General features: G+C 35.1%; 25 protein-coding genes and 2 riboswitches. Of the genes, 6 read left to right on the top strand and 19 right to left on the bottom strand.

Annotated elements, in window-relative coordinates:
* Positions 1–6: 6 nt before the first annotated feature.
* The 8 genes from gcvT to comGA all read right to left on the bottom strand — a co-directional run bounded on the left by gcvT (position 7) and on the right by comGA (position 5,785).
* On the bottom strand, positions 7–1,110 hold the full coding sequence (gene gcvT, locus MHH85_RS04580) for a glycine cleavage system aminomethyltransferase GcvT (protein WP_193740438.1): 1,104 nt from the start codon (positions 1,108–1,110) through the stop codon (positions 7–9).
* A 64-nt stretch (positions 1,111–1,174) separates the two neighbouring features.
* A riboswitch (glycine riboswitch) is annotated at positions 1,175–1,252 on the bottom strand.
* Between the two features lie 3 nt (positions 1,253–1,255).
* A riboswitch (glycine riboswitch) is annotated at positions 1,256–1,349 on the bottom strand.
* Between the two features lie 148 nt (positions 1,350–1,497).
* Entirely contained in the window at positions 1,498–2,010 is a 513-nt protein-coding gene (locus MHH85_RS04575; protein ID WP_340706068.1) for a shikimate kinase, read from the bottom strand.
* Between the two features lie 200 nt (positions 2,011–2,210).
* Complete coding sequence (comGF, locus tag MHH85_RS04570) at positions 2,211–2,669, bottom strand: competence type IV pilus minor pilin ComGF (RefSeq protein WP_340706067.1); 459 nt, start codon at positions 2,667–2,669, stop codon at positions 2,211–2,213.
* Positions 2,654–2,956: a hypothetical protein gene (locus tag MHH85_RS04565; RefSeq protein WP_340706066.1), complete on the bottom strand. Its 303-nt coding sequence runs from the start codon at positions 2,954–2,956 to the stop codon at positions 2,654–2,656. The genes comGF and MHH85_RS04565 overlap by 16 nt, the downstream gene beginning before the upstream one ends.
* Positions 2,946–3,407 (bottom strand): prepilin-type N-terminal cleavage/methylation domain-containing protein, encoded by a 462-nt coding sequence (locus MHH85_RS04560; protein ID WP_340706065.1) that lies wholly within the window; start codon positions 3,405–3,407, stop codon positions 2,946–2,948. The genes MHH85_RS04565 and MHH85_RS04560 overlap by 11 nt, the downstream gene beginning before the upstream one ends.
* Positions 3,400–3,711: a competence type IV pilus major pilin ComGC gene (gene comGC, locus MHH85_RS04555; RefSeq protein WP_193740443.1), complete on the bottom strand. Its 312-nt coding sequence runs from the start codon at positions 3,709–3,711 to the stop codon at positions 3,400–3,402. Before comGC ends, MHH85_RS04560 begins: the two co-directional genes overlap by 8 nt.
* Before the next feature lie 15 nt (positions 3,712–3,726).
* Positions 3,727–4,737 carry a competence type IV pilus assembly protein ComGB gene (comGB, locus tag MHH85_RS04550; protein ID WP_340708122.1) on the bottom strand — a complete coding sequence of 337 codons (1,011 nt, stop codon included), beginning with the start codon at positions 4,735–4,737 and terminating at the stop codon, positions 3,727–3,729.
* A gap of 16 nt (positions 4,738–4,753) precedes the next feature.
* On the bottom strand, positions 4,754–5,785 hold the full coding sequence (comGA, locus tag MHH85_RS04545) for a competence type IV pilus ATPase ComGA (protein WP_340706064.1): 1,032 nt from the start codon (positions 5,783–5,785) through the stop codon (positions 4,754–4,756).
* Positions 5,786–6,089: 304 nt separating this feature from the next.
* Between comGA and MHH85_RS04540 the strand changes: the two genes are divergently transcribed.
* On the top strand, positions 6,090–6,785 hold the full coding sequence (locus MHH85_RS04540) for a helix-turn-helix transcriptional regulator (RefSeq protein ID WP_340706063.1): 696 nt from the start codon (positions 6,090–6,092) through the stop codon (positions 6,783–6,785).
* Between the two features lie 114 nt (positions 6,786–6,899).
* Positions 6,900–7,142 carry a DUF2626 domain-containing protein gene (locus tag MHH85_RS04535; protein WP_193740447.1) on the top strand — a complete coding sequence of 81 codons (243 nt, stop codon included), beginning with the start codon at positions 6,900–6,902 and terminating at the stop codon, positions 7,140–7,142.
* A gap of 78 nt (positions 7,143–7,220) precedes the next feature.
* Here the strand turns inward: MHH85_RS04535 and MHH85_RS04530 are convergent, their stop codons facing one another.
* Positions 7,221–7,445, bottom strand: coding sequence for a hypothetical protein (locus MHH85_RS04530; RefSeq protein ID WP_340706062.1), 225 nt, complete (start codon positions 7,443–7,445; stop codon positions 7,221–7,223).
* A 356-nt stretch (positions 7,446–7,801) separates the two neighbouring features.
* Between MHH85_RS04530 and MHH85_RS04525 the strand changes: the two genes are divergently transcribed.
* On the top strand, positions 7,802–8,149 hold the full coding sequence (locus MHH85_RS04525; protein WP_340706061.1) for a DUF6176 family protein: 348 nt from the start codon (positions 7,802–7,804) through the stop codon (positions 8,147–8,149).
* Positions 8,150–8,240: 91 nt separating this feature from the next.
* Here MHH85_RS04525 and MHH85_RS04520 read toward each other — a convergent pair whose 3' ends face one another.
* Positions 8,241–8,882, bottom strand: coding sequence for an MBL fold metallo-hydrolase (locus tag MHH85_RS04520; RefSeq protein WP_193740450.1), 642 nt, complete (start codon positions 8,880–8,882; stop codon positions 8,241–8,243).
* 177 nt (positions 8,883–9,059) lie between these two features.
* Between MHH85_RS04520 and MHH85_RS04515 the strand changes: the two genes are divergently transcribed.
* Positions 9,060–9,239: a DUF2759 domain-containing protein gene (locus MHH85_RS04515; RefSeq protein ID WP_053416315.1), complete on the top strand. Its 180-nt coding sequence runs from the start codon at positions 9,060–9,062 to the stop codon at positions 9,237–9,239.
* 55 nt (positions 9,240–9,294) lie between these two features.
* Here the strand turns inward: MHH85_RS04515 and MHH85_RS04510 are convergent, their stop codons facing one another.
* From MHH85_RS04510 to rpmG, 5 genes are all read right to left on the bottom strand, one after another.
* Entirely contained in the window at positions 9,295–10,389 is a 1,095-nt protein-coding gene (locus MHH85_RS04510) for a YqgU-like beta propeller domain-containing protein (RefSeq protein WP_340706060.1), read from the bottom strand.
* A gap of 128 nt (positions 10,390–10,517) precedes the next feature.
* Positions 10,518–12,416: an LTA synthase family protein gene (locus MHH85_RS04505; protein ID WP_193740452.1), complete on the bottom strand. Its 1,899-nt coding sequence runs from the start codon at positions 12,414–12,416 to the stop codon at positions 10,518–10,520.
* Between the two features lie 235 nt (positions 12,417–12,651).
* Entirely contained in the window at positions 12,652–12,855 is a 204-nt protein-coding gene (locus MHH85_RS04500; protein WP_053416318.1) for a YqgQ family protein, read from the bottom strand.
* Positions 12,839–13,444: a 5-formyltetrahydrofolate cyclo-ligase gene (locus MHH85_RS04495; protein WP_409351160.1), complete on the bottom strand. Its 606-nt coding sequence runs from the start codon at positions 13,442–13,444 to the stop codon at positions 12,839–12,841. The genes MHH85_RS04500 and MHH85_RS04495 overlap by 17 nt, the downstream gene beginning before the upstream one ends.
* Positions 13,445–13,511: 67 nt before the next feature.
* A complete protein-coding gene (gene rpmG, locus MHH85_RS04490; RefSeq protein WP_038186828.1) occupies positions 13,512–13,661 on the bottom strand; it encodes a 50S ribosomal protein L33 in 150 nt (49 codons plus the stop codon).
* A 227-nt stretch (positions 13,662–13,888) separates the two neighbouring features.
* Between rpmG and MHH85_RS04485 the strand changes: the two genes are divergently transcribed.
* Positions 13,889–14,263 carry a hypothetical protein gene (locus tag MHH85_RS04485; RefSeq protein WP_340706058.1) on the top strand — a complete coding sequence of 125 codons (375 nt, stop codon included), beginning with the start codon at positions 13,889–13,891 and terminating at the stop codon, positions 14,261–14,263.
* Complete coding sequence (locus MHH85_RS04480) at positions 14,260–14,739, top strand: endolytic transglycosylase MltG (protein ID WP_340706057.1); 480 nt, start codon at positions 14,260–14,262, stop codon at positions 14,737–14,739. Before MHH85_RS04485 ends, MHH85_RS04480 begins: the two co-directional genes overlap by 4 nt.
* Before the next feature lie 192 nt (positions 14,740–14,931).
* Here MHH85_RS04480 and phoU read toward each other — a convergent pair whose 3' ends face one another.
* Genes phoU through pstC form a run of 4 tightly spaced genes read right to left on the bottom strand, consistent with a single transcriptional unit; the run spans position 14,932 to position 18,281 of the window.
* Entirely contained in the window at positions 14,932–15,591 is a 660-nt protein-coding gene (gene phoU / locus MHH85_RS04475; RefSeq protein ID WP_193740457.1) for a phosphate signaling complex protein PhoU, read from the bottom strand.
* Positions 15,592–15,605: 14 nt separating this feature from the next.
* Positions 15,606–16,433 carry a phosphate ABC transporter ATP-binding protein PstB gene (gene pstB / locus MHH85_RS04470; protein WP_340708121.1) on the bottom strand — a complete coding sequence of 276 codons (828 nt, stop codon included), beginning with the start codon at positions 16,431–16,433 and terminating at the stop codon, positions 15,606–15,608.
* 19 nt (positions 16,434–16,452) lie between these two features.
* Positions 16,453–17,331, bottom strand: a complete 879-nt coding sequence (pstA, locus tag MHH85_RS04465) for a phosphate ABC transporter permease PstA (RefSeq protein WP_193741031.1) — start codon at positions 17,329–17,331, stop codon at positions 16,453–16,455.
* A gap of 2 nt (positions 17,332–17,333) precedes the next feature.
* Positions 17,334–18,281 carry a phosphate ABC transporter permease subunit PstC gene (gene pstC / locus MHH85_RS04460; RefSeq protein ID WP_340706056.1) on the bottom strand — a complete coding sequence of 316 codons (948 nt, stop codon included), beginning with the start codon at positions 18,279–18,281 and terminating at the stop codon, positions 17,334–17,336.
* Between the last annotated feature and the right edge of the window lie 22 nt (positions 18,282–18,303).

Here is an 18,303-nt window from a genome sequence, read left to right as displayed (position 1 = left end):
TGAAAATTATTTTTGGCGTTTATAAAATGGTGTTGCAGTAGTAACCACTTTTAAGCGACGGTTACGGATTTCAATCTCAAGTTCTTGACCAAGCTCCGCATACTCACTATCGATTAATGCTAAACCGATATTACGTTTCGTTAATGGTGATTGTGTACCAGTTGTTACTTCACCAATTTGAGTATCCCCTTTAAACACTGGGTAACCGTGACGTGGAATACCTTTATCAATCATTTCGATACCAATACTCTTACGTGGTACGCCATTTTCTTTTTGAGCTTGTAATGCCGATTTCCCAACGAAATCTACTTCTTTATTTAATTTCACAACGAAATTAATACCCGCTTCAAGTGGTGAAATATCTTTTGATAATTCTTGACCGTATAGCGGTAAGCAAGACTCAAAACGTAATGTATCACGTGAACCTAAACCACATGGTACTACACCATCAGCTTCTCCTGCTGTTAAGATTTTGCCCCACAAAGCAATGATAGCTTCTGGTGCTGCATAAATTTCAAAGCCGTCTTCACCTGTGTAACCAGTACGAGAAGTAATCGTGTCATAACCCGCAATCGATACATTTTGCTCTAAACGGAAAGGTCTAATGTCTTGTAAAGGCGTTTCAGTTAATGTTTGTAATACTTTTTCTGCTAGTGGACCTTGTAATGCTAATTGACCGTATTCATTAGATGCATTTGTTAACTTCACATCACCTGAAACTAACGTCTTCATCCACTCAAAGTCTTTTTCAATATTCGACGCATTAACGATTAATAAATATCGATCTTCTGCTAATTTATAAATGAGTAAGTCATCTACAACGCCACCATTTTCATAGCACATCGCAGTATACTGTGTTTGGTTAATGGCAATTTTCGATACATCATTAGTAACAAGCTTTTGCAAGTAAGCTAAACTTTCTGAACCTTCAACGAAGATTTCACCCATATGAGATACATCAAATAGTCCAGCTTTTGTGCGAACTGCTTCATGCTCGGCTTTAATAGAAGAAAATTGAACAGGCAATTCCCAACCACCAAAATCAATTGTTTTCCCACCATACTTCGAATACTCTTCGAATAAAGGCGTTCTTTTTAATTCATTTGCCACTAATCTTCCTCCTCATTTGTTTAGGACATAAAAAAATGGACAGAGAAATCCTATAATAAGGATTCTCTGTCCATGCACCTGAAAGTTTTACCATTACGGCTGTCCTCTTTGGTGGCTGTAATCAATACAGCTCTCTCCAGAGTTGCGTCCCGTACGAGTCTTTTTGCCTGAGAGATTCATAACTTTTGTTATTTGCTCCTTCGGCGACGTCTCCAGACGTTCTCTCCCCGTACAATCATCCGCCCAAGATGGAATCTTGGTAGTATTTCTATGTCATTGTTCTATAACAATACGTCTCGTCTATATCCTAACATTGAATAGGGGTATCATGCAATAACTTTTGTAAAATACTTTATAGACGAACATTAAATAGATTGATTACATATTTCATTCGCCTTTTAGACGTTTTATTTGAAAAGCTGTATATTCAACAATCTGTTTTAGTGAACGGTTTTCTGTCCGAATTGTGATATGTGTAGCTTCTCTATAAAATTTCCGGCGTTTATAAAATAAATCTTCTAATTCTTGCTTTGTTGAACGTTGGACAATTGGACGGTTCTTATCTTTATGGATTCTCTTCCAAATATCTGAAAATGTCGCATCTAAAAAAAGGACTAGTCCCGTTTGACGCATTATTTTACGATTTTGAGGATTCATCGCTACACCACCACCTGTTGAAATGATGCAAAACTCATCTCGGAAATTCTGTAAAAAATCCGTCTCCAGTTGACGAAAGTGCTCTTCTCCATATTTTTCAAATATTTCAGGAATCGTCATTTTCTCTCTTCTAACAATTTCTTGGTCCATATCATAGTAGGGCATTTTTAGATAGTAGCTTAAACGTCTACCAATTGCGCTTTTACCACAACCCATAAACCCTACTAAATATACTTTTCTCATTTTCTCACCTTCTCATCAACGACGACTGTTACTCTGTGCTATTTTCAATTTCTTGTATTTTATTTATAGTAGCACGAACATACGCTGATTCCAATGAATTATACGTTCGAAAATGAGATTCATAAGACATCACAGTGCTCAAAAGGTAACTCGTACAAAAAAACAATAGAATCATCGCTACTGGAAGAAGCATTCCTTTTTCACTGTTTAACATACGTGATAACAAAATCTTTCTCCTTCCTTAAGCCATTTGTAAACAATACTTTTGTTGTTAAAGTTGTACGATTTGCATCAATGTAAAACTGTATTTCATAAACATTCATCAGCATTGGCTCATTTCCTTGCCCTTCTTTTTGCATACGTACTACAGCACTCGACCTATTGATAGAAAAACTTCGATCATCCTTTCTAATGTGTAAATTAGCATTTGCACCTAAGCCAATTGTTTTTATATCCAACAAATACGATTGCAAATCATACGTAAATAGCTCCCATTCAATTTCCTGTCGTTGATGAAAAGTTCTATTTGACTCTTCATACCAAGGATAGAAGAACATAAACAACTGCGAAAACAGCAGAAGGACCATCAATTGCAAAAGGGCATCCGCTAATGTATAACCAGAGTGATTTTCTATTAGACGTTTTATGGCCGAATACATTTCTGCTGTTGTCCTTTTAAGTTTTCATAAAATACGCATATTTCATTATTCATGAAATGCCATCGATAGTTAACACTTTCTATTGTTCGACTACCTTGAAGTTGCTCCCCCTGCTCGACACGTTGAGAAGCTTGGTAAGCTGTTTCAGCGGCGTACATCGCCATCTTCTTATCACTTAAAGTACCTTTCATCATTTGTAATGCGGGTAAGAGGGTTCCGAATATCGTCAAAATAATAACTAATGTTAATAATGTTTCTGGTAATGCATTCCCTTTGTCATTCCACAATTTTCATCCTTCCTTTAACAATGTTTATAATTAGTGATTTATTCCCAGTTGGCGTTATAAAAATCAATGTACCAAAACTTGAGAATGTACCTTGCGGATCAATTTTAATCTGACGTAATGGACTGCTGTAACTATACGTAACTCCCTCTGGTAGTTCGCGTGTAAAAAAATTACGTCTTGCATTAATTGGAGAATCACCTTCCCCGTCCCACGTATATGCTTTGTATTTCTTTCCGTCGTCGATAAATTCTAGATATGAAAATATCCCGCTACCAATCGATTCACTTTGCACCTGCTCTATATCTAGCATTAATTGATATAAAAACTGATTCACCATTCGTTCATCCAACTTTGCTTTGCCTAATGCCAAGCTTATAGAACAAATTATCATCGTAACCGTTAGTACTAATAACAATTCAACGAACGTAAAGCCGGCTTCTTTATTACTCATCTATTGTAGAAACTTCTCCATCAGAAATTTGAATCTTTTTTCCTGCACATGCATTTGTATCTTGCTTTAAATACTTTGTGTCCTCCAACATTTCAATCGATGTTGGATACTTTTTTTCGTCAATACGATACGCTTCAACTTGTCCTTGTACCATAGTGACATATGCTTTACACCCTTTATCATCTACTGTACTAAAATGCTTTGTTACATTTGGTATTGCAATCAAAATCAACACTGTAATAATAAACAAAACAATTAGCATTTCAATTAAAGTAAAACCTTTCTGTTGTTTCAATAATTCCATGTTGGTTCTCCTCTCTTAAACCATTTCCATCATTTCATACATTGGTAATAAAATAGCTAAATAAGCGCCAAGGATACAAACTGCGATAATACAAAAAAGTAAAGGTTGAATAATAGCTAGCACTCTAGTCATATTCGCTTCGGTTTTATCCGTCAAAAAATCACTATAGATTTGAAGTTCTCTACCTAGATTGCCACCTTCCTCGCCATGAAGTATATGTCCATTAAATCCTTTTTGAAAAACCTTCATATGATTTACCGCAGTAGAAAGCGAATCACCAAAAATAACTCGTTCACGTATTTCACCTGCTATTTTCGCCATAAAAGGTTGTAACTCTTGTTGCTGTAAAATAATTAAACTTTCTTGCATTGAAAGACCACTTTCTAAAAGCCCACCCAACTCATAAGCAAATTGGCGTGTCAATTGCAGACGAAACCATCGACATAGAACTGGAATTTTCAAATACAATTTCATTTGGTGCCCAACTTCTTTCTTGCTAATATTCTTCCAAACCACAAAAGCAAATAAGATACTCCCACAGGCTGCAATGATCAAGGCATCTGGAATATGCAAGAAAAAAGAGGATAGTGTTAATTTAGATACACTTGCATCACCTTCTCTAGAAAGCATCATTGAAGACATATTGGGTAAAAAGTAGGTCCGAAATCCAAAAAAGAGCAGAACTAAAAAGACAAACAAAATCGCAGGATAGGCCATTAGCTTTTGTAGTCTTTTTTGCGTTTCTTCTTTCGTTATCATTTGACTTGCTATAGATTCAAGGGCTCTTACAACTCTTCCTTGTTGCTCAGCCACATGAATTGTCATTAAATAGCTTTTCTGATAGCCAAGCAATTGTAGGATTTCACTCATATGAGAACCACTTCGAAATTTTTCTTCAACCAAAAATTCCACTTCTGATAATTCTTCAACATGATGGGGTAGTAACATTGATAATGCATCCCGAAATGTATAGCCTTCCGTTAGCAATACACTCATCTTTTTCAAAAAGCTTGCCCTATCTTTCACCTTGGGTAAAGTTTTACTAAATCGGTGAAGGTTGTGCTGTAATTGCACCCGAACTCACCCCTTTTTTCATCTGCCCTTCTAAAGAGAGTTCTAGTGGCAATATGAATTTTTCATCACTCTTCACGTGCTCTATGGCTTCTGCTAGATTTTTTTCTGCTAATATCTCATAAATGGCCGATAATCTATCTTCATCTTGAGAATTTGCTTTCTTTACTAATCGCTGTGCTACGACCCCAATTACTGATTGCCTTAACTCTTCTAAGGAGACGCCCAAATCTAGTAAACGGAATAAACAGCCGATTGAATCCATTGAATGTATAGTAGTTAATACAAGATGCCCTGTTAATGCAGCTTCAATTGCAATTTTAGCCGTTTCTTGATCACGTATTTCTCCAATCATAATAATATCTGGGGAATGTCTTAAAATTGCTTTTAGTCCGGTTGCGTATGTAACACCGGCTCTTTCATTTACTTGAATTTGCAATAAATTGGATTGACTATTTTCCACTGGATCCTCTAAGGATATGACGTGCTTTTTTAGTTCATTAGAGCAATAATGTATAAGGGAATATAATGATGTAGATTTGCCGCATCCAGTTGGGCCGGTGAAAAATAAGATGCCTTGTCTCTTTTTCACTAATTGCAATAAATGCTTAGCCGATTCAGCGAATAAACATAGAGAAGAAATTGGAATAGCATGATCCTGCAACATTATGCGAATGACCAAGCTCTCTTTCATGAAAATGGAAGGTAAAGTGGATACGCGAAAAGCAATTGGCTGTTCATTTAAAACCTGCTGAAATGAACCACTTTGAGGTCTACGCTTATCACTAATATCTAAAGAGGAGAGGAATTTAAAATAGGAAATCATCCGATCACCCAATTCTGGGGGAAGTTGTCCAGCAGACACGAGCTGCCCATATTTTCGAAAGTATAGTAAATAGTCGTTTTCACTAGGCATTAAATGTAAGTCAGATGCGCCAAAATGTATTGCCTTCAACAATAGATGCTCACTTTTTTGCTCCACAACTGTCTCAGTAAATGACATATTGCCCCCTTTCTACCACGACGAATAACGACCGCTCCTTATCCGTTAGCGAAATTATACACCGCAAAAACAAGAAAATATATACAATTGTGTAAATTAATATTATGCTTTGTTGAAAATGCATATAATATAATTTTGAAACATTTTCACTATCTAAAAATAGATTTTCAATGAAAAAAGACTAGTAATCTTTCACTTTTTTACATTATTCTACTTATTTTTTTAAATATATCAGTTTTTATACTGATAGATATTTTATATTGTTTTATAATATAGATAAATATACAGGAGGTGGAACCTTTTCATGTTACATCCATTAAAAATCACAAGTACACTAGCAGATGAAACAAGATTTTCAATTTATCAATATATGTTACAAGAAAAAGATTCTTTCTCAGTCCAAAACATTGCTGACAAATTCAAAATTCACCCAAACGTAGCACGACTTCATTTAACTAAATTAAACGAAATTGATGTAATTACGTCTGAATATGAAAAGACAGGAAAAGGCGGCCGACCTGGAAGAAAATACAAAGCCGTTACTAACGGCATTGCTCTAACCTTCCCTCAACGAAATTATGAAGAATTATTAAGTTGGGTTCTAGAAATCATTATAGAACTTGGTGAAGATGCCAATACTATTGGTAAAAAGATTTGCTACAAAAAAGGTGTCGAACAAATTCAATCAATCTTATCTAATCGTCAATGGGATAAAGCGCTCCTTTCATTTGATGAACGTGTAGAAATAATTACAGAAGCATCCTCATTAATTGGTTATGTACCTGTAATTCTCGATAAGCCAGAAGGAAAAACAATCCGCTTTGCTGTTTATAATTGCCCTTTCCATAGTCAGATTGAAAAACACGCATCACTCGTTTGTGATTTGCATGAATCATTCTTAAAAGGCCAATTTGAACACCTATTTGATGTACAAGAATTTGCTCAAATTGATAGCATGATTGAAAGCTGTAAATACTGCACTTATCGAATTGATATTTGATTTTTTACACTGCTTTGTCACAAAGTTAACCTAAGTAGCGGTTTACATGTTGGTTTCAAATCATTTATAATGGATAAGAGATTATTGTGTCGTCGCAAAAGGAGGGAATCATATATGGATAATATGTATAAAGTAATGGGCTTCTGGACAGGGATTTTCGCAGTTATGTTTTATTTAGGTGATATGACAGAAGTTTCGCTATTATTCTTAGCTAATACAGGGTTTTTCCTTCTATTAGGATACTTAAACCTAACGGAACGTATGTATATGTACATCTTCGGTGCTTACTTAACAGTTTTCTTCGCAGGCTTCACGTACTATACTACATTCATTCACGTTGCAGGCGGAGGACATTAATAGTAAATAAAAAAGACAGTCCAAAACTGTCTTTTTTATTTTGTGCATTTTCCACTATTGACACCTTATTAATGATTGTTATAATTGTAACTGTAGCTTAACTTTAACCCTCTCCATTCTATATGGTGAGAAACATCCCCTAGATGAAGAAGATTTATATCTTCTATTTAAGAGGCCTCCATAGCCTCTTTTTTTTGTGTTTAAATTTGTTTGTTGTGCTATCTTTGAGGTTTGTTGCGCTATCACGGCTGTTTGTTGCGCTAACTCCGTTGTTTGTTGTGCTAACTCCGTTGTTTGTTGCACTAACTCACCCCTTTTTAATTTAGCAGAATATTCACGTCTTTATATTCGATAATATTCTCTCGCTTTATAAGTGATCCTATACTTATAAAATGCTACATGAACATTTTCTACAGTAATCATCACTTCATAAACAAGTTTGTATCATTCACACTATTCCTCTCCTTAACTTCCGAAAGTGTTTTTCAACCATCTATCTATTTCCAATAATTTAAATCCACATAAGCTATCTCTACCAAACCTCATACAAAATATGGTTGTATTTACCATTTTGTTTATCTATAATTAAACATATATTACTTTTGTTTGTAATATTAGTAAATTATTATTGTGTCAAAAAACGAATGGAGGAATGATTTATGCTAGAAATTGAATGCACGAGATATCGAGTTCAACAAGGGAAATCGGAAAAAGTTACGGAATGGTTAAAGTTTTTAAATGATAACATGAAGGATGTTCTTGTTACATTGGAAGGTGAAAAAATGTACGTTGAAACAATCTTCCGTGAAGTTTGGAATAATGAGGAGTATTTATATTGGTATGCTGTACAAGAAACAGGTGGCAATGCTGTAGAGGACTCTACACATTGGATTGATAAAAAGCATTTAGACTATTGGGATGAATGCATTGACCCAACCTTTATACCAGTTAATCTATCAACCGAAGTTGTTATGATTCCAGAAAAAATAAAAGTAAACATGATCTAAGCTAATATGTTCTCTATCAAAATACATAAAAAAAATCGACTAGTAAGATTTCACTCACTAGTCGGTTTTTCTTTATTTTTAACCTTAAATTTTACAAAAACCCATTCAAAAACGGATTTTGCTCCATTTCAGTTCCAACAGTAGTCGCGTCTCCATGACCTGGGTAAATGATTAGATTCTCATCTAGTGATAAGAGCTTATCATGGATGGATTTTAATAATAGTTTTTCATTACCACCTACTAAATCTGTGCGACCTACACTACCTTGGAAGAGAGTATCTCCAACTATCGCAAATCCTTCATCTTTGAATATAAATGAAACACTACCAGGAGAATGACCTGGAGTGTGTACAATCTCAAATTCAAAAGGTCCTATAGTTAATTTTTGTGGTTGATCAATCACATGATCTGCGGGACGTGTTGTTATATTTGGTAATTCCGCATATCGGCCAGAGCCATTTTTCATTGGATCAATTAGCCAATCTGTTTCTGCCTTATGTAAATAAACAGGTACTTTAAAAGCATCTCTTACTGCATCTACTGCTCCAATATGATCAAAATGAGCATGTGTTAACAAAATAGCTAATGGACGCAAATTTAATGCTCTTAATTGCTGTACAAGTCTCTCACCTTCACTACCCGGATCAATCACAAGACATTCTTTCTTTTTATTTGAAATAATATAGCAATTTGTTTGAACTGGTCCTAATGTATATGTTCGAATATTTAACATTCTATTCACCTCCACTATATTATACAGATTCCTTCATAAAATGGCACATATATGATAACAGCCTTCGTTCAAATATCCGTCACTTTTTAATCTCGACAAAAGTACTAATTAGCTTTACAATAGAAGAGGAATATTGTTTGCGGCATTCATTTTCGGATGTCGAAAGGAGTGTCTATATTGAACTTATTAATGGTTATTTTTGGCCTAGTCGCAATTCTAGGTCTAGTTGGCACTGTACAGTCTCTTAAAGAAAAAAGCGTTCTAGGAATTGCTTTTAACTTTGCTACATTTGCAGTGTTCGGATGGTTCGTATTTATGACTATCTTAAATCAAGGGTTCCCACCATCTCTTCACTAATACAAAGTGGGACAACAAAAGCTGTGGTTTTTATACCACAGCTTTTTTTTGTCTTCTATTCAAGGGTTAACCATTTTTTCTTTTTGTAAGGTTCAAACGACATAACTTGCTCTAAATCATTGCCATATAAACAAAGTGAGCCTTTTGGAGAGCAACTAATCATTGTATACTCATCTAGCGTTATTAATTCTTCTACTTTTTCTTCTGAAATTTTCATCAACTTAAATTTACCTGAATAATTATCCAACAAACCACCTTCAGTTGGTATGATCGCAATCACTGATTGATCCTCTAACCAAACTAAATCCGGAACAAACCATTGGGAATAATTACTTAATGCAGGTGCTTGCCAAGTGATTTCCTTATTTTTGTTTTTTAATAAATAAGAAAACTGTTCTGTTTCGAAATCAATTTGAACTGTTAATCTAGCATCCTTCTCTGCATCCAAATAGACAACTTTTTTTAAATCAGTTTGTTGTTCCCGGCCAGTCTTCCAATTCAATTCTACTATTTTACCACCATTAAGCTGACGAGCTGTCCAACGGTTATATAGTAAAATATCTTCTGACTGCCAAACTAAAAATGGATTACTAGGATTAATCTTATGCAACTTTTCTTGTTCACCATCAAATACATAACATTGGTACGAAAAATCCCCCTGGAATGCTGTGAAGGCGACTAATTGAGGGTTATTAGGATTCCACATAATTGATAACTCCGATGATTGAATATCGACACTATGAAGAATTTTACCTTTTAGCGAAATCATCTTAACCGTTGCAGATGAGGAGTGTTCGGAAGATTGAACTATAATTTGCTTTTTAGAAGGATGGATCATTACTTGAATAATTTGGTCCTTTTCTGAATAAATCTTCTCTTTTTCACCTGTTATTAAATTGTAAGTTACTAGGTGGAAACTGTCTGATTCATAAGCAACATATAAAATTGTTGTTTCAGATAGAAACCCAACAATACTATGTAAATCTTCTGTCTTCATAGAATAATCAAGAACTTCTGTTGCAACCCTTTTTTGTTCAACCGCTTTAGGGTTATTTGAATCCGCATCTAAATTTGGTAGTGAAGCTTCTTTATTACACCCAACTAGGAAAATGGCACAAGCGAGGACTAGATACATTATAAACTTTTTCATATTGTGCCTCCTCTTCACCCACATCTATTATACGATTATAAACTAAAAAGGTTTCGTTATAAGTAGAAAATTATGGATTTCCACAAAAAAACCTACATGAATAGATTCATGTAGGTTTTCAAAAGGATTTATTTAGTTTCTTCTGAATTTGATTTTAGAGCTCCGGTTTTTTCATCATAAAAGCGGAGTAAATCACCGTTAATAATTTGGTCAGAGTATTCTAGCTTTTTATTTGCTCTTTCAATAAACGGTTCACATTTTGCTTGATCCGTTTTCTCACCTGTTTCGTTATCGTAACAAACTTCACCAGCATAAACTAGTTTATCAGTAACGAAACGACCATCACGGAATGTAACGAAGTCTTCATGGTCTTTAGAGAATAAGTCTGCACCTAATTGTAAGTCATTAGATGTATCAACACCTAATAAGTGTAATAGTGTTGGGCGAATATCCAATTGACCTGATACTTCATGCATTACTTTACCTACACCTGAGTTAGGAATATGCACGAAGAATGGTACTTGTTGAAGCTTCGCTGTTTCAAATGGTGTGATTTCTTTACCTAAATATTGTTCCATTGCTTTGTTATGGTTTTCTGAAATACCATAATGGTCACCATACATTACAATGATAGAATTATCATATAAACCTTTTTCTTTTAAATCAGCAAACAGCTTTTTAATAGCTTCGTCTGTATAACGGACTGTTTGGAAATATCGATTCACTGTACCATCTCCAGATGTATAAGGCTCAATGAATTGATCCTCTTCATCAGAAGTAAATGGATAGTGGTTTGTTAAAGATAACATACGTGTATAGAATGGTTGTGGCATTGTTTTCATAATATCTACTGATTGTTCCATAAACGGAATATCTTTTAATCCCCAGTTAACTGAGTTTTCATCATTTACATCGAATGAATCAATATCATAGAATTTCTTGATATCAAATGCATGATACATCATATCACGGTTCCAGAAACTCTTATTATTTGAGTGTAGTACTGAAGTATAGTAGCCTTCACCATTTAAACGTTCAGCCATCGAATTGTATGTGTTTCCACTGTTTGTGAAGAAGACAGCTCCTCGACCTGTTCCGAATAATGAGTTTTCAACAATAAATTCAGCATCCGATGTTTTTCCAAGACCAGTTTGGTGATAGAAATTATCGAAGTAGAATGTGTCTTTATCTTTTGTTAAAGAGTTTAAAAACGGCGTAATTTCTTGACCATTCATTTCATTATTAATGACAAAGTCCTGAGTTGATTCAAGCGAGATTACAATAACGTTACGGTCTTTTGCAACACCAAACATTTTATCGTCAGCTTTAGCTGGATTAGATTTTACGTAGTTCGTAACTTCTGTTAATTCACTACCATCAGCTAATGCACGTTGAGCATGTGATTTTGATTGAATGTAAATATCATATAGATGGTAATTGTAAGTACCAATATTCTTCACTAAAATTTCACGGTCAAAGCTACGTGTTAATAACTGTGGACGTTCTGTTTCAGCTAAACCAAGGTTTAAGAATAACATTGCACAAGATAACACAAAATACGTACGACGCATTTTCGGTTTAACTACGAAAATTTCTTTTGCAGCAGGTAAAAATTTAACTGCTAGTATTAACAAAATAACGTCTGTAAAGTAGAAAACATCTGTAAAGTACATAGAAGATAATGCAGAGTTTCCTAGGTCACCGAAGTTACTTGTTTGGAACAGCATCGGTAAAGTTATAAAATCATCGAAGAAGCGGTATACAGCAACGTTAGCATATAAAACAATTGCTAGTATAATATTTGTGATAATTATATAGCGATTACGTGCTTTTGCTGTTTTAAAGAATAACGACAACCCATAAATAAATAGCAAAAAGCTAAGTGGGTTGATAAACAGAATCAGTTGTTGCATTGTATTTTCAATTTTCATATCAAACGCTGTTTGATATGTTATATAAGTCTTGATCCAAGTGGCTAGTATTGCTAAAGCCAAAATTGAATGTTTAGGTGCTTTTTTAAAATTCATTCCTAACATCCTCCTACTTTCTTTCGTTCTTTACAATTTTAGTTTCATATATGAAAGAAACAAAATATATCATAATCCTTTTTTTACAACAACGCAACAAAAATGTTACATCACATATTATATAATCAATCTTCCGTTTTTATTACAGACTCTTTATTAGACGGATGAGTCATGTAAAAGTTTCATTAATCTTTAAAAAAAGTAGTAGAAAATAAATTCTACCACTCCTTTACATTTATTGTCTATTCCGTTTTTCTTTCGAAATTTCTTGGCGTAGGATCATCAAAGCCATTTGGTAATCCTGTATGTCTATTAGATGTGAGGAATAAAGTTCTCTTATTTCATCCTCCATCAGTTCTAAATCCGCAACACGATCTTTTGTATAAATAAATGTACCAAAGCGTTTCAAAAATTGCATCACATCATATACTGTTTTCATCGACTGATTGTGACTCCTTTCGATATTCGAGACAATTAATCACGCTTGTCTCTGTAATTATTTTATGAACCGGTAAATCATATTGATCTGTCGGTACTTTATGTATGAGTTGTACTTCAAATGCTAAGGTAATGCGCTCTCCGTTATAACTGACTAAATAACGATCATAGTAGCCGCCACCAAAGCCTACGCGATAACCAAACCGATCAAATACAACACCAGGAACTATCAAACAATCGATTTCTTCCTTTGGTACTTCTTTTGTTAAAGTAGGAATTGGTTCTTTCAGTTGCATATAGACCGTTTCTAATTGATCGAATGATGTAATTTCATAGAATATCATAGCACGTGTTTTAGGTTCGCATTTAGGGACCGCTACTCGTTTGCCTTGTGACCAGAGTTTTTCAATTAATGGTATTGTATTCACTTCTGGAAAGGCTGATATAGTTAAACCAATCACATTTGCCTTTTTAATAGAAGATTCTCTTAATAGTTGTTCGTGAATTTGCAGTGAGTATGCATCATATTGCGCTTTTGACATTTGAGCAAGCTGTACTCTCATATCTTGACGTAGTGTTTTTTTATCCAAGGGGTTCACTCCTTTTAGTCCAAAGAACGGAAAAAGCCAAAACCACTCGTGGTTTTGGCAACAGTTATTACTTCGTTTCACGGTGAAGAGTGTTCTTCTTATCACGAGAGCAATATTTTTTCAATTCAAGACGTTCTGGATTGTTACGCTTGTTTTTCTTAGAAATGTAGTTACGTTCGCCACATTCAGTGCAAGCTAATGTAATATTAACGCGCATCTTTACCCCTCCCACTCTATATCAAGAATAAAATGTCTTTAGTGAGCATGATTTATACGACTAACTTATTATATCATAACTTCGGAAAAAATCTACTGTCATTTCTTCTGGAAATTTCGTCTAATACGTGGCTAAACGTGGGATACTGTTTGAAGAGCAGGAGTATTATGTCCTACTTTATGATAAAATGGTATCACAACTATTTAAACCTATTGAGGTGAAAGATTTTGGAATTATCATCTATATTAATGATTGTCGGGATTATCGTAATAATTGTTTCGTTTTTCATCAAAGATCATTCGACACAAATCGAGGGCGATGTTGAAGAACTTTCGCTTAATTTTTATCAGGAAACGCATCAACTTAAGCGTCGCTTAAAAGTGATTGAGGAAGAATTATTATTAGAGCCCAAATTAATAGGAAAACCTAAAAAAGCAGCATCTCCCGTAGCTACATCCACTAAAGGTATTCACAAAATCATCATTAGTCAAGTGCAAACGCTACATAAGCAGGGCTATACTATCCCTGAAATTAGTAAACGCTCTTCGCTATCAATGGAGCAGGTACAAGAAGTCCTTCAAAGTGGAGGCAGCCGCGTATGAGAAAATCATCCATCCGAGCATTTGGTATCGCTCTTTTTCTAGCAGGTGCTAGCTTTACCTTCGTGGATTTTATAACAAGTGACACTGACACAGAAGCTGCGAATATAAATGTTCCTAGAGGTACGGTTCTTATCAAAAAATCCGAACTAGAAGCAATCAACAAGGAAGCTGCTGAAGCAAAAGAGCAGCTTGCTAAAATACAAACGGACTACAGCGCATTAAAAAATAATACTGTAGCTGTAAATACTTCAGCTAAAAAAACTGTTAAGTCGTTTACACTTGTTATAAAAAAGGGAATGGGTACTTCAGAAGTAAGTTCAGCTCTTGAGAAAGCCGGTATAATTAAAGACGCTGGTGACTTCGAGCTTTACGTCATCAAAAATGACAAAGCATCTAGTCTTCAAATTGGTACTTACGATTTAAATGTCAAAATGACTACCGCTGAAATTGTTAAGAAAATTACACGTAGTAAATAATTGAAATGCACTCAGATCATTTAGTTCTAAAAAACTTAAACGTCCATTGAGTATTTAGAGTACTCAATGGACGTTTTTTCATTTAAACTCTGAAAAGTTAAAAACAGATCATTATTATTGCATCTGTCATGCAATTTGGACAACAAAAAGCAAGCTGGCTAATTAGTCAGCTTGCTTTCTAATATGGAATTGTTATTGATTCAACTCATAATGCTTACCCTTCACTAGGTAAAATAACAACTCAGCTAAATTGGTGGCATGATCTGCCGAACGCTCTAAATAGCGACAAACAAAAGATAATTGCGCCACTTGGCCAATATCTTTCATATTTTCGGTCGGCGTATTTAAAATTTCAACAATCGCTTCTCCATATAAAGCATCAATTTGATCATCTAAAAGCGCAATTTCCTTGGCTTTATTCATATCTTCTTCTATAAATGCCTGTACCATATTTTTTAACATAGCGATTGCTTGATCCCGCATTTGTGCAATTTTCTCCGTAGGATAGACAACTTTCGTTTCACCAAGACGAATCGTCTCTTTGGCGATATTTACAGCATAATCCCCAATTCTCTCCATATCTGAGGCAGCCTTAATCATGACGATTAAGCGACGTAAGTCCGTCGCAACGGGTTGTTGCTTGGCAATCAATAAAATGACTTCATCATTTAAATGTTCTTCTAACCTATTGATAAAACGATCTTGATCTATTAATAATAGTGCCGCATCAATATCTTGGTTAAAAAGAGCCTCAACTGATTTCTCTAATGCATGAATTGACATATGGCATAAATCTAACATTAGCCCCTGCACTCGCTTTAAATCATTATCAAATTTTTCACGAACCGTCATCTTTCTATTCCTCCTTAACCGAATCGACCGGAAATATAATCTTCTGTTCTTTTATCAGTTGGTGTAGAGAAGATATGGTTCGTAGCCGCATACTCTATCACTTCTCCATTTAGGAAAAATGCCGTTTTATCAGAAATACGTGCTGCTTGTTGCATATTATGCGTCACAATAATAATCGAATAGTTTTCTTTTAATTCCTGTACTAACTCTTCAACTTTTAATGTAGAAATCGGATCTAATGCTGAAGTTGGCTCATCCATTAAAATGACATCTGGTTCAATGGCAAGGCATCTAGCGATACAAATCCGCTGTTGCTGTCCACCTGATAAACCATATGCATTTTGGTTTAGGCGATCTTTAACCTCATCCCATATCGCTGCTCCACGTAAACTTTTTTCCACAATTTCATCGAGGATTTTCTTATTTTTAATACCATGAATACGTGGACCATAAGCGATATTGTCGTAAATAGATTTTGGGAACGGGTTTGGTTTTTGAAATACCATACCGACTTTAGTACGCAATTCTTCAACTTGGTATTTGTTATTTAGAATATTACGCTCACGGTATAAAATTTCACCTTCTGTACGAACAGATGGGATTAGCTCGACCATTCGATTTAATGTTTTAATATACGTCGATTTACCACAACCAGATGGACCAATAATAGCCGTTACTTCATTTTCTTTCATCTCAAGATTTATATCTTTTAAGGCATGATGTTCACCGTACCATAAGTTCAAGTTTTTAGAGTGATACACTGTTCGTTTGTCTTCGTTTGAAATTACTTTTAATTTTTGTCCTTTTGTTTCATATACTTCATTTACTGGAAGTTTAACCATCATTGAAGCCCCCTAGTTTTTAATAACGACGCTGAAATTTATTTCGAATTAAGACGGCAATTGAGTTTAAGATAACCAAGAATGTCATCAACACTAGAATCCCTGCCGCTGCAACATATTGAAATTCCTCTTGCGGGCGTTTTGCCCAGTCAAAGATTTGCATCGGTAAAGCTGTGAATTCGCTCAAAATGCCATCTGGTAAGAAATGTACAATCACTGGAATTCCTAATACAACAAGCGGTGCAGTTTCACCTATAGCTCGCGACAGTGCTAAAATACTTCCTGTTAGGATCCCAGGCACCGCTGATGGTAAAACAACTTTTAAAATCGTTTGCCATTTTGTTGCTCCCATACCGTATGATGCTTCCCTTAATTCTTTCGGTACAGAACGAATTGCTTCTTGTGCAGCCACTATAATAACAGGTAAGATCAGCAAACTCATTGTAAGTCCTGCCGCTAGTACACTTTTCCCTAAAGCTAGTGAACGAACGAATATCGTTAAACCAAGTAATCCAAATACTATAGAAGGAACTCCTGCTAAATTAGAGATATTCATGCGGATGAAGGCGTTTATTTTATTTTGCTTCGCATACTCTTCTAAATAAATTGCCGTTCCTACCCCAAGAAACAGGGAAACTGGTGCCACAACTAGCATTAAAAAGATGGAACCAACAAGTGCAGCTTTAATCCCTGCTTTTTCTGGGAATCTAGAAGCAAAGTTTGATATAAAGTCTACCGATAAATAACCCCAACCTTGATCAAACATACGGTAAACTAATATACCAAGAGTTGCTAAGGCAAAAAGTGTTGCTAATAGGAAGACTGTTCTCAACAGCTTATTTACAACTAGTCGTCCATTCATGCGCTTCACGACTTGCGTATGATCAACATATTTCACCATCAATATTCCTCCCTAAAGCGTTTTGAAATGAAATGTGCGAGTAAATTCATCAGCAATGTGAAGATGAATAATGTAAATCCAACTGAGTAAATTGAGTAGTAAATAGTTGTTCCATACCCAGCATCACCTGTTGAAACTTGTACAATATATGCCGTCATCGTTTGGATTGAATCCGTAACGCTAAAGTCAAATGTTGGTGTCGCTCCTCCAGCAAGAGATACAATCATTGTTTCACCAATTGCACGTGATACCGCAAGTACTACCGAAGCTAATATTCCAGATAAAGCTGCTGGTAACACAATTTTGATCGCTACTTCCAGTTTTGTTGAACCAAGTGCCAAAGCACCTTCTCGCATTGCATTTGGTACAGAAGTCATTGCATCTTCAGAAAGCGAAGCAATCATCGGTAATATCATGATTCCTACGACAATTCCTGGACTCAGTGCATTAAAGATTTTCAACCCTGGAATCAATTCTTGTAACATAGGAGTGACGAATGTCAGTGCAAAGAATCCATAAACAATTGTCGGAATACCTGCTAATACTTCTAGAACTGGCTTGATCATACGTCGTGTACGATCACTTGCATATTCACTAAGGTATATTGCTGCTGCAATACCCAGTGGAACTGCTACTAAAACTGCAATAACTGTTACCTTTAGCGTTCCTAAAATTAGCGGTAAAATTCCGTACATCGGCTCCCTGCTTGAGAATGGTAGCCATTCCGTACCAAATAAGAAGTCAATGATAGGTACTTCCTTAAAGAATTCAAATGTTTCAAAAATAAGTGTGAAGACTATTCCAAACGTTGTTAATACCGATATTAAAGCAGTGGTAAACAGTAAGATTGGCATTACTTTTTCTACTATCTTTTTAGATCCCTTACCACGTGATTGTGCAATTAAATCCTGAACAGACAGCTTATCCGTCGATTCTTTTACAGCCAAGTTGAAGTCCCCCTTCAGTAAA

Origin of the sequence: Viridibacillus sp. FSL E2-0187 (assembly GCF_038006425.1) — a bacterium.
Classification (GTDB): domain Bacteria; phylum Bacillota; class Bacilli; order Bacillales_A; family Planococcaceae; genus Viridibacillus; species Viridibacillus arvi.
This window is presented reverse-complemented; position numbering and strand designations above follow the sequence as displayed.